Source organism: Paenibacillus chibensis (assembly GCF_004001045.1).
GTDB classification, from domain to species: Bacteria; Bacillota; Bacilli; order Paenibacillales; family Paenibacillaceae; genus Paenibacillus_AQ; species Paenibacillus_AQ chibensis.
In genome coordinates this window covers 1-18,879 of sequence record NZ_BIMK01000006.1, presented here as the reverse complement: position 1 = coordinate 18,879, position 18,879 = coordinate 1, and the positions used below count along the sequence as shown (strand labels likewise).

Genomic DNA, 18,879 nt, shown 5'->3' with positions numbered 1-18,879 from the left:
ACGGGATCATTCCCGCATCCAGCCCATAAAATAACAAAATCTCCTGATCGACAGGAGATTCATCATTCATGTTATGAACCACTTAATTAAGATTATGAATAAATTCCCTCAGCCCCTCGCGCCAATGCCTCAATTCAGCAAAACCGTTGGTCCGGATGGAGCCATGATCCATCACCGAATTTGCCGGACGCGGCGCCGGACGCGGAAACTGCGCTGTCGTGCAGGGTTCCAGCCTGGCGGTAATCACGAAGCCCTCTTCTCGCGCTTCCTCGAAAATAGCCTGCGTGAATTCAAACCAGGTGCAATCTCCCGAATTCGACGCATGATAGATTCCGTATTTCTCCGTCTGTATCAAATCTGATAGAAACCCAGCCAAATCTACGGTATACGTAGGCGAACCCTTCTGGTCATGAACGACCTGGACAAGCGGCTTTTCCGCACCCAAACGGAGCATCGTTTTCACGAAGTTGTGGCCATGCTGGCCGTACACCCATGAAGTCCGGACGATGAAATAGCGCGTGGACAACGTTTGTGCCAGCAGTTCCCCCGCCCGTTTGGATTTGCCGTATACGCCCTGCGGATCTGTGCTGTCGTATTCCCTGTAAGGAATGGCCGATCGACCGTTGAACACATAGTCCGTACTGATATAGACCAGCTTGGCACCCGCTTTCTCCGCAGCCATCGCCATATTCCTCGTGCCATCGGCATTGACGCGATAAGCTTCGTCCGGATCGGCTTCAGCTTGATCTACGGCCGTATATGCGGCGCAGTGTATAACGGCATCCGGACGGAAGGCCATCACGACCTGCATGCATTGCTCCTGGTTTGTAATATCAAGGTCGGCACGGCCGCAGCCCTGTACATCATGCCCTGCCTTCCGCAGAAACGCTGCCGTGTCCTTTCCTAACTGTCCGCCCGCACCGGTCACCAGAACCTTCATTTACGCCTCCCCCAACCGTTCACCATACTGCTTGGCATAATAGTCCTGGTACGCTCCGGATTGAATGCGAGTCCACCACTCCTCATGATCCAGATACCAGCGAATCGTTTCCTTGATCCCCGTTTCAAAATGATGCTTTGGCTTCCAGCCGAGTTCCTGTGTCAGTTTGGCCGGATCGATCCCGTAGCGGCGGTCATGTCCAGGACGGTCCTGCACGTACGTAATCAGTGATTCCGGCTTGCCCAGCTCCTTCAGGATGGCCTTGACGATTTGAATATTGGTGCGCTCATTGTTTCCTCCGATATTGTATACCTCGCCGCTTTGGCCTTGACGGATAACCAGATCGATGGCGCTGCAGTGGTCCTCCACATAGAGCCAGTCCCTTATATTCATGCCATCCCCATATACGGGCAGAGGCTGATCGTTTAGAGCACGTGAAATCATTAACGGTATTAATTTTTCAGGGAACTGGTACGGACCATAATTGTTGGAGCAACGCGTAATATTGACCGGAAGGCCGAACGTCTCGTGATAAGCCCGAACCAGCAGGTCCCCGCCGGCTTTACTCGCCGAATAAGGACTATTGGGCGCAAGCGGGGTGAGCTCCGTAAAAAGCCCGGTATTGCCTAAGGAGCCATAAACCTCGTCGGTGGATACTTGCACATACTTCTTGACGCCATGTGCTTTCGCCGCATCCAGCAGCACCTGCGTGCCAAGCACATTCGTCCGGACAAATACGTCCGGTTCCATAATGCTCCGGTCCACATGAGATTCCGCGGCAAAATTCACAACGACGTCAATGCCTTGGCGAAACAGCGTGCCGATCTCTTGAACATTCGTAATATCCGTTTTGGAAAAGGTATAGCGGGGATCCGTTTCGATCGATTTCAGGTTTTCCAGATTGCCTGCATAGGTCAGTGAGTCCACATTGGTGATTTCCACATCCGGGTACTGACGCAGCATGTATAAAATAAAATTACTACCGATAAAACCGGCACCGCCGGTAACAAGAAGTTTCATGACAGAAGCGGCCTCCTAACCGAAATTCAGTTCCGCATCTTTGAGAAGCGGGTGGCGCCGGTCTTTGTCCGATAGAATCGGATTCGCAGCGGGCCAGTCAATCCCGAGCGCCGGATCATTCCATAATATGCCGCGGTCATGCTCGGGGGAATAATATTCGTCCACTTTGTACAAGACTTGGGTGTTTGGAACAAGCGTGCACAGCCCGTGAGCAAATCCCCGTGGAACCAGCAGCTGGCGATGATTATATTCGCTTAAAATAACCCCGATCCACTGACCGAACGTAGGCGAGCTGCTGCGGATATCCACGACGACATCATAAATGGCGCCGCTTACGACGCGTACGATCTTGGTCTGAGCCTTGGGGTTTAGCTGATAATGCAGCCCCCGAATCACTCCCGGCTCGGCAGATAAGGAATGATTGTCCTGAACAAAGCGGAGGGACAGGCCTTGCTCCTCCATCTCAGATTCCTTGAAGCTTTCCATGAAAAAACCCCGGCTGTCTCCATGGACGGCCGGCTCGAGCAGATATGCCCCTTCTAATGCTAAAGGAGTCCAATTCATTTCATGCTTCCCCCTTCTTTACACCTTGAACTTGCCGAATTCCTCGCTAAACTCGATGGCCTGGGCCAATTCGTTGGCTTTGGACCAGGAAGCATGCGTACCCGCGTCCGTCCACCAGCCCTTCAGCACGTCGAAAGTCAGCTCGTTACGTTCAATATATGAATTATTGACGTCGGTGATTTCCAATTCGCCCCTTGCAGAAGGCTCGAGTGTGCGGATGATATCAAAGACCCGGCTGTCGAACATGTAAATTCCCGTGACCGCATATCGGCTTTTAGGCAGCTGCGGTTTTTCTTCAATAGAAATGATCCGGTTTCCTTGAAGCTCCGGCACGCCAAAGCGGCGTGGATCCTGAACCTCCTGAATTAATATTTTCGCGCCTTTTTGCTGCATACGAAACTTCTCTGTAAATGGCGTGATGTCATCCTCAAAGACATTATCTCCCAGAATGACGACCATTTGATCGCCACCGACGAATTGTTCGGCCAAGCCGAGCGCCTGGGCGATCCCGCCTGCCTCATCCTGCACCTTATATGTAAATTGGACCCCCATTTCCCTTCCGCTGCCAAGGAGATTAACGACGTCTCCCATATGCTCTTTGCCCGTAACGATCAATATATCGGTAAGCCCGGCCTGCTTCAGCTTCGACACCGAATGGAAGATCATCGGATATTTACCAACGGGCAGGAGATGCTTGTTCGTTACTTTCGTTAATGGATACAAACGCGAGCCTGTGCCTCCGGCTAAAATGATTGCCTTCATAAATGCCTCCTAAGTTTAGGGATAAAGGATGGAAAACATGATCATCAACGTATGAATGCGCACACAGCTCAGCAGGATGCCGTATATGACGGAGCTCGGAGTATATAAACATGAATGGGATCCATGGAACTGGAGGTTGTATTGGAGTATATGAATGATGCTGTAATTAAACTATTAACAATTCGTATCTTTACACGATACAAATTGTATCATTTATATAGGTGATAGTAAATACCATTTATCGTTTCGGCAAAAGGTTTCCAAATAAACGCAAAAAAAGCTCCCGCCCTGATCACACGAATAGTGAACAAGGCAGGAGCATATATGGTTTTTTCCATTCTATTTCACCAGCTGCCCCCGGGTTACCCCGAGTTGGTTCGTTGCTTTCAGCGTCTTCCACACCTGCGTGCCGCTGATTTCGCCGCGCAGGGCGCGCTTGTAAAGGTCGATGACCTCATGCACCTGCTCCGGTGTTTCCTCAAGGAACTCGACGCGGTAATTCGCCACGCCCAGCTCCATGAAGTTGGTCAGGTACTCGGCGCCGGACTGCTCGATCGCGTTGTACACCGTGTTGCGGCAGCCTTCGTCCACCCGAACCGGGTGGGACATGCCAATGCGGTCCTGCAGCGACACGCGATGCTCTTCGCAAGGGCGGCCGCAGTTGGTGTAGTCCGTGCCTTCGCTGAGGAAGGTACAGTACACGCAGTGCTCCGTATGGAACATCGGCAGATGCTGATGAATAACCACTTCCATCCGCGAGGTATCCGAGCGGCCAAGCAGGTCAACCATCTGCTGGATGTTCAGGTCGTAGGACGGCGTGACGAGGTCGCAGCCCGCTTCCAGGAACAGATCCACCGCTTTATGGTTGGCGATGTTCAGCGAGAAATCGCCGATCAGCTGCGGATGCTGGGCATCCGGGTTCATCATCCGCTCGCGCAGGTAGAAATACAGCGCGCCGGTGTTGCGCACCAGCACGGCGTCCGGCTGGAGGCGCAGGATGTTCTTGTGGATGCCGTTCTCGATCGGCATGTGAATGCGCGGGGTGACCAGCGCGATCTTTTTGCCGGCAGCGCGAACGAGCTCCACCGCTTCCTTGAACTGCTTGATGAACTCGAAGTCGGCGTAAATGAACTCCACGCCGGCTTCGAGCGCAGCCTCCACCTGCGGGAGGCTGCGGCATAGCGCGGTGAGCTCCGCCTCACCGCGGGCAACCGGCGCTGCGCTATGCGCGGCATCGCCGTACACCGTGGCCGCCCGTTTCACGTACACGGGCGGCTTCGGACGCTCGCCTTCGAGCAGCTCCACCGCGCGGCGGCGGATGCTGTTCAGCTCGCGCATCGGCACGATGACGTCACCCTGCAGGTCGACGTCCAGCTGCTCCAGCTGGAACACGGTGCCACCCAAACGGCCGAACTGCTCTTCAAGCAGCGCGTAATCCATCGGCCGTTTCTTGGCGACTTCCAGTTCCAGCTCCGAATCCACCTGCACCGTCGTGCCCTTCTGCACGTCGGTCCAGACCGTGGTCAGCAGGCCGCCGGCATGGCCGAATGCTTTCACATGCACCGGGAAGACCCGGTACGGCTTCTCCGTCTCATAAGTCTGGCGCAGACGCTTGTCGAGCGCCGGGTCGTTCGTCTTCCAGATACGGTCGCCGACATGGACCTTCTGCAAGTCGACGTCGCTGCGGCCCGGAACGATATCGACGATCCAGCCTTCGCCCGCTTCGCCCTCGAGCTTCACGCCTTTGCGGCGAAGATCGTAAATGCGTCCGCCCTCTTCCTTCTTCGTCGGATCGCCGGCGTCGAACACGATGCCGTCCCCGCGCTTCAGCGGCGCTTCAATCCGGCATACCACACCGTCACGCAGAATCTGCTCGACGCGTCCTACGTACACGCCGCGGCTTTTCGGGAAGGTGCCGTCCACGAGCTTCTTATTGTTGGTGCCGTCCAGGAAGCCATGCGTGAACCCGCGTGAAAAGCTCTGCTGCAGCTCGCGCATTTCATCTTCACTCGGCTTCGTTGGGTCTCCCTCGAAATAACGGTCAATCGCCTTGCGGTACTTGCTGACCACGTTGGCAACGTATTCCGGGCTCTTGAGGCGTCCTTCGATTTTGAACGAAGTCACACCCGCTTCAATCAGCTCCGGCATCAGGTCAATGGCTGCCAAGTCCTTGGGAGAGAGCAGGTACGTCACGTCTCCCATCGGCTTCTGCACGCCGTCCACCATCAAGTCATACGGCAGGCGGCAGGCCTGGGCGCATTCGCCGCGGTTCGCCGAGCGTCCGCCCCACATCTCGGAGGTCAGGCATTGGCCCGAGTAGGACACGCACAGGGCGCCATGGACAAACACTTCCATCGGCAGCTTGGCCTGCTCCCCGATTTTCTGAATTTGCTTCAAATTGTTTTCGCGGCCCAGAACAACGCGTTCCATGCCCCATGGCTTCGTAAACTCCACCGCCTCCGGCGACGTAATCGTCATCTGCGTGGAGCCGTGGATCGGAAAGTCCGGCGAAATTTCGCGGATCAGCTTCACCAGTCCCAGGTCCTGCACGATTACCGCGTCGACGCCTGCGTCGATGCAGGCATCGATCAGCTCCTTCGCATCTTCCAATTCGTTTTCAAACACCAGAATGTTAAACGTCAAAAAGCCCTTCACGCCATAGCTGTGCAGGAAGGCCATAATTTCCGGAAGCTCGGCCATCAAAAAATTGTTGGCGCGTGCACGGGCATTGAACTTTTCCACGCCGAAAAAAATGGCGTCCGCCCCATTGGCAACCGCTGCACGCATGCAGTCCCAATCCCCGGCCGGCGCAAGCAGCTCCACATCTTCCCTACGTAATACTTTGGTATCCATCTATATCCTCCCAAACCGGCGAAGCCGGTCGTACTTGATTCTTTTGAAGCCAAACGGGCCTGTAACTCCCGCTTCGCTTGAACCTATCTAGTGTACCAGACATCAGGCGATCCTTCTACCGTATATTCATTCCTGCACACTCATCTCATAGAGCTTCTGGATTGCTTTTTCCATCTTGAATTGAAAAATCCGCTTTACGAGCTCAGACCGTTATGTTACATTGTTTCTACAAATATCGAAATATACGCATCGCTCGGAGGTTGATTTAGCATGAAACTACAGCAAGATCAGTTGCAGGCCGTCAAAATATATAAAGCGCTTGGAGAACCTACACGTCTTAAAATCGCTATGCTCTTAAAAGAAGAAAGCGACCAATGCTGCTCCGTTCTTGGAGACAAACTCCAGAACGTGGCGATTTCGACCTTGTCCCATCACCTGAAGCAAATGGCAGAATCCGGACTGCTGACTTCCCGGAAGGAAGGAACCTTCATCTATTACAGCTTGGACAAGGAAGTCGCATCTAAATACGCGCCGTACCTGCTTGAGTAATTTTTTTTGATCTATATTTCGATAATTTTAAAAATATAGTTATTTTAAATCAAGGAGAGTGGAACTATGGGAAACACATGGAAGGTTTATATTCTTGCATTGATCAGTTTTCTGGTAGGAACATCCGAATATATCATTTCCGGCATTTTGGACCGGATTGCCGAATCTCTCGGTACCAGCGTTGGCGGCGGCAGGCCAGCTGATTACGGTATTTTCTCTTGCTTATGCCATCGGCACCCCGATTCTGATGGCGGCAACCGCCAACATGGATCAGAAAAAGCTTCTGCTGTACTCACTCGGGCTTTTTATAGCAGCCAACCTGTTGTCATTCGTTCTGCCCGGATTTGGACTCTTTATCGCGGCGCGCATCCTCATGGCCTTAGGCGCGGGCATGGTTGTCGTGACGGCGCTGAGCATGGCTGCGGCCATCGCTCCTCCCGGCAAACAAGCCGGCTCCATTGCCACCGTCACGATGGGCTTCACCGCATCGCTCATTATCGGCGTTCCGCTCGGCAGAATGGTGTCTGACGCTTTCGGCTGGAAAGCCGTATTCCTGGCGATCGCATTGATCGGCGTGCTCGCACTGCTTGTCATTGCCGCGACCATTCCGCGCATGAAAGGCGACAAGCCTGTTCCGCTGCTTCAGCAGTTGACTTTGCTCAAAAAACCCCAGGTCGCGATTGCCTTGGCGATCACCTTTTTCTGGCTGGGAGGATATTCGCTCGCTTACACTTACATCTCACCGTTTTTGATTGAGGTAAGCCATTTAAACGAATCCTTGCTTAGTACGGCCCTGCTTGCATTCGGTATTGCCAGTCTTGTCGGTTCAAAGGCCGGAGGCTACAGCGCGGATAAACGCGGAGTGACGTTTACGCTGATATCCGGGATGCTGCTCCATATCATATCACTGATTCTGCTCACCTTTGCCGGACACTCCGTCGCTGCGATTTTTGCCTTCTTGCTACTTTGGTCCTTCGCTGCTTGGTCAACCGGTCCAACCCAGCAGTTCAATCTGGTCTCGCTGGCTCCGGAATCCGCGGGCGTCATGCTGAGCTTGAACCAATCGACGATGCAGCTGTCCATGGCTGTCGGAGCCGCAATTGGCGGCTTGATCGTAGGTCATGTCTCTTTGGCATCCATCACCTGGTTCGGCGCATTAGGCGTAATCATCGCTGTCATTGCTGCCTTAAGCTTGACCGGACTGACCTCGCGTCAGTCCACAGTTTCAGCTTCAGATCAAGGGAACTAATACAGATAAAAAACCAGCCCGGTCATCCGGGCTGGTTTTTTGATCTATCCATGAAAGAAATCATAGCCGATCATTCCATTTCAGTTATTTGGACGGCGTCCACGCAAAAGATTTCAGCGTCTGATCGAGCGCTGCTTTTTGGGAATCCGTCGCATTCGCATCATTTAAGGATGTGCTGATCGTATAGACGATATCGTTTTTTTGCAAAAGGATCTGCTGCGCGCTGTACGGAATGCCGTCCTTCACCTGATGCAAGGTGATCGATACGGCAGGTTCGCCGGCAAACGTGATGTTTTCGGTTTTTTCCAGCTTGAAGTTCTTTTGAAACTTGGCCGCGTCGGCATAATAGGATTTCAGCTGGTTGACCGCAGCATCGAGCGACGTGGATTTATCTGCCGTAATGCGGAAGCGCCCGCCCACAAACTGATATTCAACAGGAGACTTCTCGAATTTATCCTGATTCGCCGTCCAGTACTGCGGAATGTTGATCTGATATTGGAAAGCCTTCGATACCTTCGTCGTTGTCTTGCCTCTGCTGATCAGGAACGCATCCTCTTCCATATTGCCGAAGTTGTCGGAAACGACCTTGAAATCAATGTCGATGGACTTCATCAAATCCTTAAACTTGCTCAAGTCCTGCTTCTGGGTATCCGGTACGGCATATTCGCCATAATAACGGTAACCGTTATGCAGCAGCATGACCTCAAACTCTGTCACCCACCCGTCGCCGTAGTTGTACCGGACTTCATTCACGAGCCCCTGCTCTCCGGATACCTCGATCGGGGACGTGCCGACGATTTGATAGGAGTCGGGTACGAAGGATTCCTTCAACCATGTTTTCAGCTCATCGCTCCATTGCTCCAGCGTCGAACCCTTTGGCGAAGAGGATACATTCAGGCTCAGATAGCTGCCGCCCTTGCTCTCGTAATACATATTGGAGTTATCCACGCTCCAGCCTGCAGGAACATTCAGCGAAATGCCGTAATCATCGTTATATTCGCTGCGCATGCCGTTTTTGACGGTGGACAAATCCTTGACCGATTTATCGGATGGATTATAGCTGGTATTGAATGAATTCAGAAGCCCCGCGTACTTCTTCAGATCTTTGTAATTTGTTGCCTTCAGATCCGCAAAATAGATCTCATAGAGGCGGTCATTGTTATAGTACATCCGGCTTTCCCAGAAGGTTCCGTCGCCGTCCTTGGCGATGATCCGGGCATACGGCACCTTGGCCTGCGGAAAGCTTTCCCGGTCGACGACGATCTCCCCTGCGTCCTTGGAATCCTCCACCAGCATGGCCAGCAGTTCATCCGCTCCCAGCTTCACGTCCTGGTTCGATGCATGCACCTCAAAATAGTATTTATCCTCGGAGTCGTTGAAGGATATGATGCTTTCATCCTGCTCTCCGCCGCCCAGAATTAATCCGCTCGGATAATTCATCGTCCAACCGTAAAAGCTGTTGCCAATTTTCGTTTTGCCGAGGTCGGCATCAATCCCTACGTCCTCGTCATCCATGGCATCATCCATCGGAGTCAGGCTGACGACAAGCGTACCGCTGCTTTCCGGAGCAATACTGGCTCCGATACCCTCTGCAACTACTCTGAGCGGCACCATCAGCGTGCCGGCGACCATAGCCGGAGCTGCATTAAGCGTTATTTTACGTCCGTCCACCCAAGCCGTGCGGCTGCCGATCGTCATGGAAACCGTATGGGCGCCGTACATTACTTTGACGACATTGGCATTTTCAAGGCGCACCTCACTGCCAAACGTCCGTTTGAAAAGCCCCAACGGCACCATGACGGTTCCATGATCGCTATACGGCTTGACGATCGTCTCCGAATTGCCGTTCATGATCGCGGACGTGCTGCCTGTTTTCACCTTGAACATCAACTGGTCCGCCGTTGCCGCGCTGTCCGCCCATGCCGGTACGGCCGCACCGAATATTACGCTGCACGCCAAAAGCGCAGAGCCCACCTTGAGAAACGCATTTCTCTTCATCCGAGACTGTCCCTTCTTCCCCATTAAAATTCATCTCCGGCATCATCGGCAGCCGTATTCTCATCCGAGCCGCTATCCTGTGTCAGCACCAGCTTGCGCGTCACGATGTCCCCATCGCTTTGCATCAGCAGGCTCACGGTTTGTCCCGGCAAATATGACTTGAACATCTCATTGATATCTACGACTGAGGTGACGCGTTTGCCGTTAATGCTGTACAGAACATCGTTCTCGCGAATGCCCGCTTTTTTTGCTTCTTCGGAGACAACTTTCGTTATGGTTAAAGGATCGTTCGTAGGAAGCCCCACGATCGCAGACCAGCTCTCCTCCATACTGAAGCCGAGGCTTGGTCGCTTAACTTCCCCGTACTTGAACAACTGATTGATCACGTACTGCACGGTCTCTGCAGGGATGGAAAAGCCCATGTTCTCTACGCCAACCGCTGCAAACTTCATGCTGTTAATGCCCAGCACCTCGCCCTTCATATTGACCAGCGGACCTCCGCTGTTCCCGGGGTTGATCGCGGTATCGCTTTGGATCAGCCGGTAAGAGGCGTTGATGGCCCGGTTCAGACCGCTGACCACGCCAACCGTTGCCGAGTTACGAAAGGAAAAGGAAATCGGCGTACCGATCGCCACCACTTTTTCACCAACCTGCGCGTTTTGAGCGGATTTCGCGAAAACCGCCGGCTGCAGATTGGCTGCATTGATCTTAACCAACGCCAGATCGCTGGTTTCATCCACATATGTATCGGTAATTTTATAGGTTTTGCCGTCTGAAGTGACGACGACCGTGCTTTGCAGCCCGTTGACCACATGAGCATTGGTCACGATCCACCCGTTTGACTTGATAATGACGCCTGTCCCGTGTGCCAGGTTATTGCGGTTAGCTGCCGTCTTATCCGCCGGATCCGTAGATCGTCCGATGATACCGACAACAGACGGTGACACGTTCTTCACGATCTGCGGCACCGGATCGGCAGGAACTTGTACCTTTGTGCTCTGCTGGCTTTTTACCGCCGTTACGGCGGTGGATTTGGACTTGGCTGTTGTTTGCGTTTTAGCCGCGCTTTGCGCTCCAGCCTCTGCAGCCCCGCTCAGCAGCATGAGACTGCAAAACAGCAAAGCGACCCTCTTTTTCCCCATAGGCTTCATCTGTTCACCTAGCCTTATTTTTCTATTTATACACATTGTTGGGGTTTCTCCCCTGAATCTTAGCCCACTGTAACACACATTCAAAAACTGTACAATTGCTCAAAAGCCCTATCTTTTCGAGCTTTCGCAAGCAGCTTTCGACGAATCCCCGCACGGAGAGCCAAACATGAGAAATCATGTTGATAAAGGGTTTCTGCGCAAATAAAAAAAAAAACGTCTATCGACGTACACTCACAGTAGACAGACCGCGATCAGCGGATGTTTTTTTGCAATATCAGGAAGCCATGACTCTGTAGTCTGTACCTTCTGATATTATAAAAAAAGACCCCTTGCAGCGCCGAGGCTAAAGGTGTCTTCAGGGGATGATCTGTTTATTCGGTTATGCTAGCTCATCCAGTTCTGAACCATGGCAAAATCAGAAGCCAGGAATACCAGAAGGCAAACAATGCTGAATCCGATTGCAAACTTGTTCTTCACGGGTTGCGTAATCAGACGAACCGTTCCGATAAGAATAAGCAGCGTAAACAGAATCATAAAAATATCAAACGTATTGAATTTAGATGCAGCCGATGCAGCAGCTTCTGCAAGCAACATGATTGGACCTCCTCTATGTCTTCGCTCATTTTTCACATATCTCTCTACATGTTATCCTTCCACAGGGGCAGATGCAAGACTTCCCCCGGAAAAAATTGAAATTGTCATAAAATTGCCTAAATTTGGAATGGTCAATGTACCTTTTGATATAGTATTAACCAATCGGTTATAACTCCATGCAAAAGGCCAAAAAGCCCCTCGTTATGAGGGGCTCCGGCTTCACATGCTTCCCTTAGCTGCCGACCTTCAACGCTTCCGTACGGGCGGTATCCCGCTCCAAAACCGGCTTCAGGTACTTGCCTGTATAGGATTCTTTCACCTTCACGATCTGCTCCGGCGTGCCGGTCGCAATGATCGTTCCGCCGCCGCTGCCGCCTTCCGGCCCCAGATCAATGATATAATCCGCAGTCTTGATCACGTCCAGATTATGCTCGATCACAAGCACGGATTCACCCGAATCTACGAGGCGGTGCAGCACGGTAAGCAGACGGTCGATATCGTCCACATGCAGCCCCGTCGTCGGTTCATCGAGAATATACAGCGTTTTGCCGGTGCTGCGGCGGTACAGCTCGGACGCCAGCTTCACTCGCTGGGCTTCGCCGCCGGAGAGCGTCGTTGCAGGCTGACCCATCGTAACGTAGCCCAGTCCTACGTCGAGCAGCGTCTGCAGCTTACGGTGAATCTTCGGAATATTCTTGAAAAATTCCGTTGCGTCTTCCACGGTCATCTCCAGCACATCGGAAATATTTTTGCCTTTATATTTCACTTCCAGCGTTTCGCGGTTGTACCGCTTGCCTTTGCAGACTTCGCAAGGCACATACACGTCCGGTAGGAAGTGCATCTCGATCTTGATAATACCGTCACCACGGCAGGCCTCGCAGCGTCCACCCTTCACGTTAAAGCTGAAACGGCCTTTTTTGTAGCCGCGGATTTTGGCTTCATTCGTTTGTGCGAAAATGTCGCGGATATCGTCGAACACACCCGTATAGGTGGCAGGGTTCGAGCGCGGCGTACGTCCGATTGGCGACTGGTCGATATCGATAACCTTCTCCAGGTTGTCCAGCCCGCGGATTTCCTTATGCGCTCCCGGTCTTACTTTATAGGCTTTGTTGAGCTCCTTCGCCAGCGTCTTATACAGAATCTCATTAACAAGCGTTGATTTGCCTGAGCCGGACACGCCGGTAACGGCCGTAAACACGCCTACCGGGATTTTGACGTTCAGGTTTTTGAGATTGTTTTCCTTCGCTCCGCGGACTTCAAGCCAACGTTCATCCGGTTTTCTTCGCGTCGTATTCACCGGAATGAACTTGCGGCCGCTCAAATACTGACCGGTCAAGGAGTTCGGATCCTCCATAATTTGCTTCGGCGTTCCCTGTGCAATCACCCGGCCGCCGTGGATGCCTGCGCCCGGACCGATATCAATGATGTAGTCCGCCGCCATCATCGTGTCTTCATCATGCTCGACCACGATCAGCGTATTTCCCAGATTGCGCATATGCTCCAGCGTGGAGATTAAGCGATCGTTATCGCGCTGATGCAGTCCGATGCTCGGCTCGTCAAGGATGTAGAGGACGCCCATCAAACTGGAGCCGATCTGCGTCGCAAGCCGAATCCGCTGGGCTTCGCCGCCGGACAGCGTGCCCGCCGCGCGGCTGAGCGTCAGGTATTCCAGGCCGACATTGACCAGGAAGCCGAGGCGGCTGTTGATTTCCTTCAGGATCAAATGGGCGATGGAGCGTTCCTTCTCGCTCAGTTCGAGCGAATCGAACTTCTTCATTGCATCGCCAATGGACAAGCTCGTGACATCGGCAATGTTGCTGTCATTGACGGTAACGGCAAGCACTTCCTTCTTCAAGCGATGTCCTTTGCAAACTTCACAAGGCTTAGCACTCATGAAATTCTCGATGAATTCACGGATTCCTTCCGAAGCGGTTTCGCGGTAGCGGCGTTCCAGGTTCGGAATGACGCCCTCAAATACGACAAAGGCTTCCTTGCGCTGTCCAAAGTCGTTCTCATAGCGGAAGCGCACCTTCTGGTTCCCCGTTCCATACAGCAGCTTATCCATATCTTCCTTCTTCAGCTGGCTGACCGGAACATCCTGCGGAATATGGTAATGCTCGCATACCGAGCTCAGGAACTGCGGATAATAGTTGGACGTACTGCCTGTCCACGCCAGGAAGGCGCCTTCCTCTATGGATTTCTCCGTATCAGGGATCAGCAGATCGGGATCGACGATCATTTTCACGCCGAGTCCGTCACATTCAGGGCAGGCACCAAACGGGCTGTTGAACGAGAACATGCGCGGCGATAGCTCTTCCATGCTGAAGCCGCAAATCGGGCATGCAAAATTGGAGCTGAAGCGCAGCTCCTCCTGGCCCATCACGTCTACGAGCAGCTGCCCTCCGGAAAGCTTAAGCGCCGTTTCGATGGAGTCGGCCAGGCGTGCTTCCGTGCCTTCCTTAATGACGATCCGGTCCACGACGACCTCGATCGTGTGCTTCTTATTTTTTTCAAGCTCAATATTTTCCGATAGATCGCGCAGCTCGCCGTCTACACGCACACGCACGAAGCCTTGCTTGGCCACATCGGCAAACAAGGTTTTATGTTCCCCTTTGCGCCCCGAGATCAATGGAGCCAGCAGCTGCAGTCTCGTCTTTTCCGGATACGCCATGATCCGGTCCACCATCTGCTCGACCGTCTGCGACGTAATTTCGATCCCATGCTCCGGACAATGCGGATGTCCGATGCGTGCAAACAGCAATCTCAAATAATCATAGATTTCGGTGACGGTTCCTACCGTCGAGCGCGGATTGCGGCTTGTCGTCTTCTGGTCGATGGAAATCGCCGGTGACAACCCGTCGATGGAATCCACATCGGGCTTCTCCATCTGGCCGAGAAACTGGCGCGCATATGCAGATAAGGACTCCACATAGCGGCGCTGGCCTTCAGCATAGATCGTGTCGAAAGCCAATGAGGATTTACCGGAGCCGCTAAGCCCGGTCAGGACAACAAATTTGTCCCGCGGAATTGTAATGTCGATATTTTTCAGGTTATGGGCTCGCGCCCCCTTGATTACGATGTTTTCACTCGCCAACGCTCGTTCATCTCCTTTAATTCATAAAGCCGTTTCTTCCGTGCTTTATGGCATGTCATTTGTCAGCATGTCATCCCTATGCCGTCTGTTGTATATATCCACAAAGAGAACGACCTCATTTCCGGGCCGTTCTCTTTGTCATTCGCAAGTAAAACCAATCATCTCAATACGGTCTGTCTTCTATACACGTACGTCGAGCGAATCCTTATTCGGCTTTCAGTTCCAGCAAGGCATCGCGAAGCTCGGCGGCGCGTTCGAACTGGAGATTCTTCGCCGCTTCCTTCATTTCCGCTTCCAGTCGCTGAATCACCGACTGGCGCTCCTTCTTCGACAGCTTGCCGGCAGCTCCCGTCAGATACTCCGCCTTCGATTCCGCCACTTTCGTCGCCTCGATGACATCGCGCACCTTCTTACGAATCGTCTGCGGCGTAATGCCATGCTTCTCATTATAAGCGATTTGCAGCGCACGGCGGCGCGCCGTTTCCTTGATGGCACTGTCCATCGAATCGGTAATCTTGTCGCCGTACATCAGCACGAAGCCCTCGGAGTTCCGCGCGGCCCGACCGATGGTCTGGATCAGGGAACGTTCGGAACGGAGGAAGCCTTCCTTGTCGGCGTCCAGAATGGCAACGAGAGACACCTCCGGCAGGTCCAAGCCTTCCCGCAGCAGGTTAATCCCGACCAGCACATGGAATACGCCAAGACGGAGATCACGCAAAATAGCCATCCGTTCCAGCGTCTTGATATCCGAGTGCAAATATCGGACCTTTATGCCGATCTCTTTCAAATAATCGGTCAAATCCTCGGCCATCTTCTTCGTCAGCGTCGTGACGAGCACCCGCTCGTCGCGTTCAATCCGTTCACGGATCTCGCCGATCAGGTCATCAATCTGTCCTTCGGTCGGCCGGACCTCGATCACCGGATCCAGAAGCCCTGTCGGACGGATGATCTGCTCAACCATCGTATCGCAATGCTCCATCTCATACGGGCCCGGCGTTGCCGAAACATAAATAATCTGGTTGACCTTGTCTTCGAATTCCTCAAATTTCAGCGGCCGGTTGTCCAGTGCGGACGGCAGACGGAAGCCGTGGTCCACGAGCACCGTCTTACGTGCGCGGTCACCATTATACATGGCCCGAATCTGAGGCAGCGTTACGTGGGATTCGTCCACCACGATCAGCATATCGTCAGGGAAATAGTCCATCAGCGTATATGGGGTTGACCCCGGTTCACGGAAAGTCAGCGGTCCTGAATAATTCTCGATGCCGGAACAGAAGCCAACTTCCTTCATCATTTCGATGTCGTAACGGGTGCGCTGCTCCAGGCGCTGAGCCTCGAGAAGCTTCCCTTCCGAACGCAAATATGCCAGCCGCTCTTCCAGCTCCCGCTCGATATTCACGAGCGCAACCCGCATCGTTTCTTCCTTCGTAACGAAGTGGGAAGCCGGAAAAATCGCGATATGGTCGCGTTCCCCGATCAGTTCGCCTGTCAGCACATCAATTTCCGTAATTCGCTCGATTTCATCGCCGAACAGCTCCACCCGAATGGCCTGCTCGCCTTTGGAAGCAGGGAAGATTTCGATGACATCGCCGCGGACGCGGAACGTGCCCCGCACGAAATTGATATCGTTGCGCTGATATTGAATATCCACGAGCCGCGAAAGAATCTGGTTGCGGGGCTTCTCCATGCCGACGCGAAGAGACAGCAGCAAGCTCGAATATTCCATTGGCGAACCGAGGCCGTAAATACAGGAAACGCTGGCCACGATGATGACGTCACGGCGCTCGAACAGCGAGCTGGTCGCCGAGTGGCGCAGTTTGTCGATCTCCTCGTTGATGCTCGAATCCTTCTCGATATACGTATCGGACGAAGGGATATAGGCCTCCGGCTGATAATAATCATAATAGCTGACAAAGTAGTCCACGGAATTGTTCGGGAAAAATTCTTTGAATTCGCTTGCCAGCTGTGCCGCCAGCGTTTTGTTATGGGCAATGACGAGCGTCGGACGGTTTACCTTGGCTATGGTCTGCGCGATGGTATACGTCTTCCCTGTACCCGTCGCCCCAAGCAAAGTCTGATGTTTTTTGCCCTGCTCGAGTCCTTCTACCAGCTCCGTAATCGCCTTGGGCTGGTCACCTTGGGGCGTATATTCCGATAAAAGCTCGAACGGTTTCGTACTGACGACAATATCACTCATTGCCCAACATCACCCTCATCATCTAAAATAGATATTCTAAACTATATGTCGAGATTTCCCGATAATATGAATAGGAAATCCTTGTTGAAATAGGAATACTTGTTCCCGTCTATTATACTCTGATCGTTTGCCTGATGCAAACACAAACTCGCGGATAGGAGTGGTACCGACAACATGGAAATGACAACAATTTTAGGCATACTGGCCGGCCTGGCCGCGCTGGTAGGAGGCTTTTTATGGGAAGGAGGTCGAATTAACGGACTTATGCAAGGAGCGGCGGCGCTCATCGTATTCGGAGGCACCATCGCCGCCGTCATCGTCAGCTTCCCGCTGGCACGGCTCAAAACGATTCCCAAGGCTCTGCGCTTCGCGTTCACCCGTCAGCAGGACCATACCGACCAGCTGATCGAGGATCTGGTGAACATGGCGACCTCCGCACGCCGCAACGGAGTATTGTCGTTGGAGCGGCTGGTGCAGGACCATCCGAATTCTTTTCTTCGCGAAGGCATTCAAATGGTCGTCGACGGAACGGATGACGTGCTGCTGAAGCAGATTATGGAGCTTGAAATTGACGCCGTGGAACAGAAGCACGAAGGCTATGCCAAAGTTTTCGAGTCCGCGGGCGGCTACGCGCCGACCATGGGAATCATCGGCACCGTCATGGGCCTGATCCATGTGCTTGGGAGCTTGTCCGAGCCGACAGAGCTCGGCCCTTCCATCGCGGTTGCATTTACGGCTACACTATACGGCGTAGCAAGCGCCAATATTATCTTTTTACCCATTGCGTCCAAGATTAAGTCACGCAGCGCCGATGAAATTCAGAATATGGAGCTTCTGCTTGAAGGTATTCTTGCCGTCCAAAACGGAGAGCACCCGAATCTGGTCCGCAAAAAGCTCGTATCCTTCACGCCCGCAGAACGCTATCATGTTCCTGTGGTGAAGGAGGGATTTGATGAGACAGCGGACTAGCCGCCCCCGAAGAGGCAAACGCGGCGAGGGCGAAAACGGCCGGGACCGCTGGCTGATTACCTACGCGGATCTGATTACGCTTCTTCTGATCTTTTTCGTAATGATGTTTGCGATGAGCCGCCTGGACACGCAGAAATACAAAGAGATTACCCAATCGCTCCAGCTGACGTTTAAAAGCGGGGATTCCATTTTGGACCAGGGATCGGGTATCACCGGCTCGGCGGACAAAAATAACCACAAAAATCCCGACACGGCAGCCAAACCGCAGCAGCAGCCGCAGCGAGGCGCCGACCAGCTCTCCGACCGCGAGCTTGCCTTCCGCCAGCAGGAAAAGGAGCTGCAGAACCTGCTGCAGGTCATTTCAAGCTACGTGAAAGACAACAAGCTGGAAGACCAGATCTTCGTGGCAGACCAGCCGCAGGGCATCTCTATCACGCTGAGCGACAAGTTTCTGTTTGATGTGGGCAAGGCCGATTTGAAGAGCGGCTCGGTGCCCGTCATGGACAAGCTTGCCAGCTTGTTCAAGGAGCTGCATACCACCATCAGCATTGAAGGCCATACCGATAATCTTCCGATCGTCTATGCTTCCAAATATCAGGACAACTGGGAGCTGTCAGGTGCGCGCGCGCTTTCGGTTCTGCGTTATTTTCTGGATGAAAAGCATTTGAGTGCCGAAGATTTTCAGTATGCAGGCTACGGCGATACGCGCCCGGCCGCAGATAACGCGACGGAAGCAGGCCGGCAGAAGAACCGGCGCGTCGAAATCATCGTGCTGCGCCAGCTGAAAGAATAACTAACCACGAATGAAGTTTTATGAAAATAAACCATCAGGCATAGACACCGGGTGGCGTTTTACGAAAAATGGTTCCTGCGGCATCCACATGCGCTGCCATCATACTCTCTGACATTAAGAAAAATGTCTATCGACGTACCTTCAAA

13 protein-coding genes and 1 pseudogene are annotated in these 18,879 nt (G+C 53.0%); 4 read left to right on the top strand and 10 right to left on the bottom strand.

Going from position 1 to position 18,879, the window contains the following annotated elements:
* Window positions 1-82: 82 nt before the first annotated feature.
* From rfbD to PCH05_RS06410, 5 genes are all read right to left on the bottom strand, one after another.
* Complete coding sequence (gene rfbD, locus PCH05_RS06430; RefSeq protein WP_127601553.1) at window positions 83-940, bottom strand: dTDP-4-dehydrorhamnose reductase; 858 nt, start codon at window positions 938-940, stop codon at window positions 83-85.
* Entirely contained in the window at window positions 941-1,960 is a 1,020-nt protein-coding gene (rfbB, locus tag PCH05_RS06425) for a dTDP-glucose 4,6-dehydratase (RefSeq protein WP_127601552.1), read from the bottom strand.
* Between the two features lie 15 nt (window positions 1,961-1,975).
* A complete protein-coding gene (rfbC, locus tag PCH05_RS06420; RefSeq protein WP_127601551.1) occupies window positions 1,976-2,524 on the bottom strand; it encodes a dTDP-4-dehydrorhamnose 3,5-epimerase in 549 nt (182 codons plus the stop codon).
* A gap of 18 nt (window positions 2,525-2,542) precedes the next feature.
* Window positions 2,543-3,286, bottom strand: coding sequence for a sugar phosphate nucleotidyltransferase (locus tag PCH05_RS06415; protein WP_127601550.1), 744 nt, complete (start codon window positions 3,284-3,286; stop codon window positions 2,543-2,545).
* A gap of 339 nt (window positions 3,287-3,625) precedes the next feature.
* Complete coding sequence (locus PCH05_RS06410) at window positions 3,626-6,139, bottom strand: U32 family peptidase (RefSeq protein ID WP_127601549.1); 2,514 nt, start codon at window positions 6,137-6,139, stop codon at window positions 3,626-3,628.
* Between the two features lie 270 nt (window positions 6,140-6,409).
* Between PCH05_RS06410 and PCH05_RS06405 the strand changes: the two genes are divergently transcribed.
* The gene (locus PCH05_RS06405; protein ID WP_127601548.1) at window positions 6,410-6,688 is read left to right on the top strand and encodes an ArsR/SmtB family transcription factor; all 279 of its coding nucleotides are present in this window, start codon (window positions 6,410-6,412) and stop codon (window positions 6,686-6,688) included.
* A 66-nt stretch (window positions 6,689-6,754) separates the two neighbouring features.
* Window positions 6,755-7,937 (top strand): annotated as a pseudogene (locus PCH05_RS06400) (MFS transporter).
* A gap of 84 nt (window positions 7,938-8,021) precedes the next feature.
* Here the strand turns inward: PCH05_RS06400 and PCH05_RS06395 are convergent.
* The 5 genes from PCH05_RS06395 to uvrB all read right to left on the bottom strand — a co-directional run bounded on the left by PCH05_RS06395 (window position 8,022) and on the right by uvrB (window position 16,971).
* Window positions 8,022-9,935 (bottom strand): copper amine oxidase N-terminal domain-containing protein, encoded by a 1,914-nt coding sequence (locus PCH05_RS06395; RefSeq protein WP_127601547.1) that lies wholly within the window; start codon window positions 9,933-9,935, stop codon window positions 8,022-8,024.
* 23 nt (window positions 9,936-9,958) lie between these two features.
* On the bottom strand, window positions 9,959-11,086 hold the full coding sequence (locus PCH05_RS06390; protein ID WP_127601546.1) for a S1C family serine protease: 1,128 nt from the start codon (window positions 11,084-11,086) through the stop codon (window positions 9,959-9,961).
* Between the two features lie 384 nt (window positions 11,087-11,470).
* Window positions 11,471-11,680: a hypothetical protein gene (locus tag PCH05_RS06385; RefSeq protein ID WP_127601545.1), complete on the bottom strand. Its 210-nt coding sequence runs from the start codon at window positions 11,678-11,680 to the stop codon at window positions 11,471-11,473.
* A gap of 232 nt (window positions 11,681-11,912) precedes the next feature.
* Entirely contained in the window at window positions 11,913-14,774 is a 2,862-nt protein-coding gene (gene uvrA, locus PCH05_RS06380; RefSeq protein ID WP_127601544.1) for an excinuclease ABC subunit UvrA, read from the bottom strand.
* A 205-nt stretch (window positions 14,775-14,979) separates the two neighbouring features.
* Window positions 14,980-16,971 (bottom strand): excinuclease ABC subunit UvrB, encoded by a 1,992-nt coding sequence (gene uvrB / locus PCH05_RS06375; protein WP_127601543.1) that lies wholly within the window; start codon window positions 16,969-16,971, stop codon window positions 14,980-14,982.
* Between the two features lie 174 nt (window positions 16,972-17,145).
* Between uvrB and PCH05_RS06370 the strand changes: the two genes are divergently transcribed.
* Both PCH05_RS06370 and PCH05_RS06365 read left to right on the top strand, forming a co-directional pair.
* Window positions 17,146-17,940 (top strand): flagellar motor protein, encoded by a 795-nt coding sequence (locus tag PCH05_RS06370; RefSeq protein ID WP_127601542.1) that lies wholly within the window; start codon window positions 17,146-17,148, stop codon window positions 17,938-17,940.
* Window positions 17,924-18,733 (top strand): flagellar motor protein MotB, encoded by an 810-nt coding sequence (locus PCH05_RS06365; protein ID WP_127601541.1) that lies wholly within the window; start codon window positions 17,924-17,926, stop codon window positions 18,731-18,733. The genes PCH05_RS06370 and PCH05_RS06365 overlap by 17 nt, the downstream gene beginning before the upstream one ends.
* The last annotated feature ends 146 nt before the right edge of the window (window positions 18,734-18,879 follow it).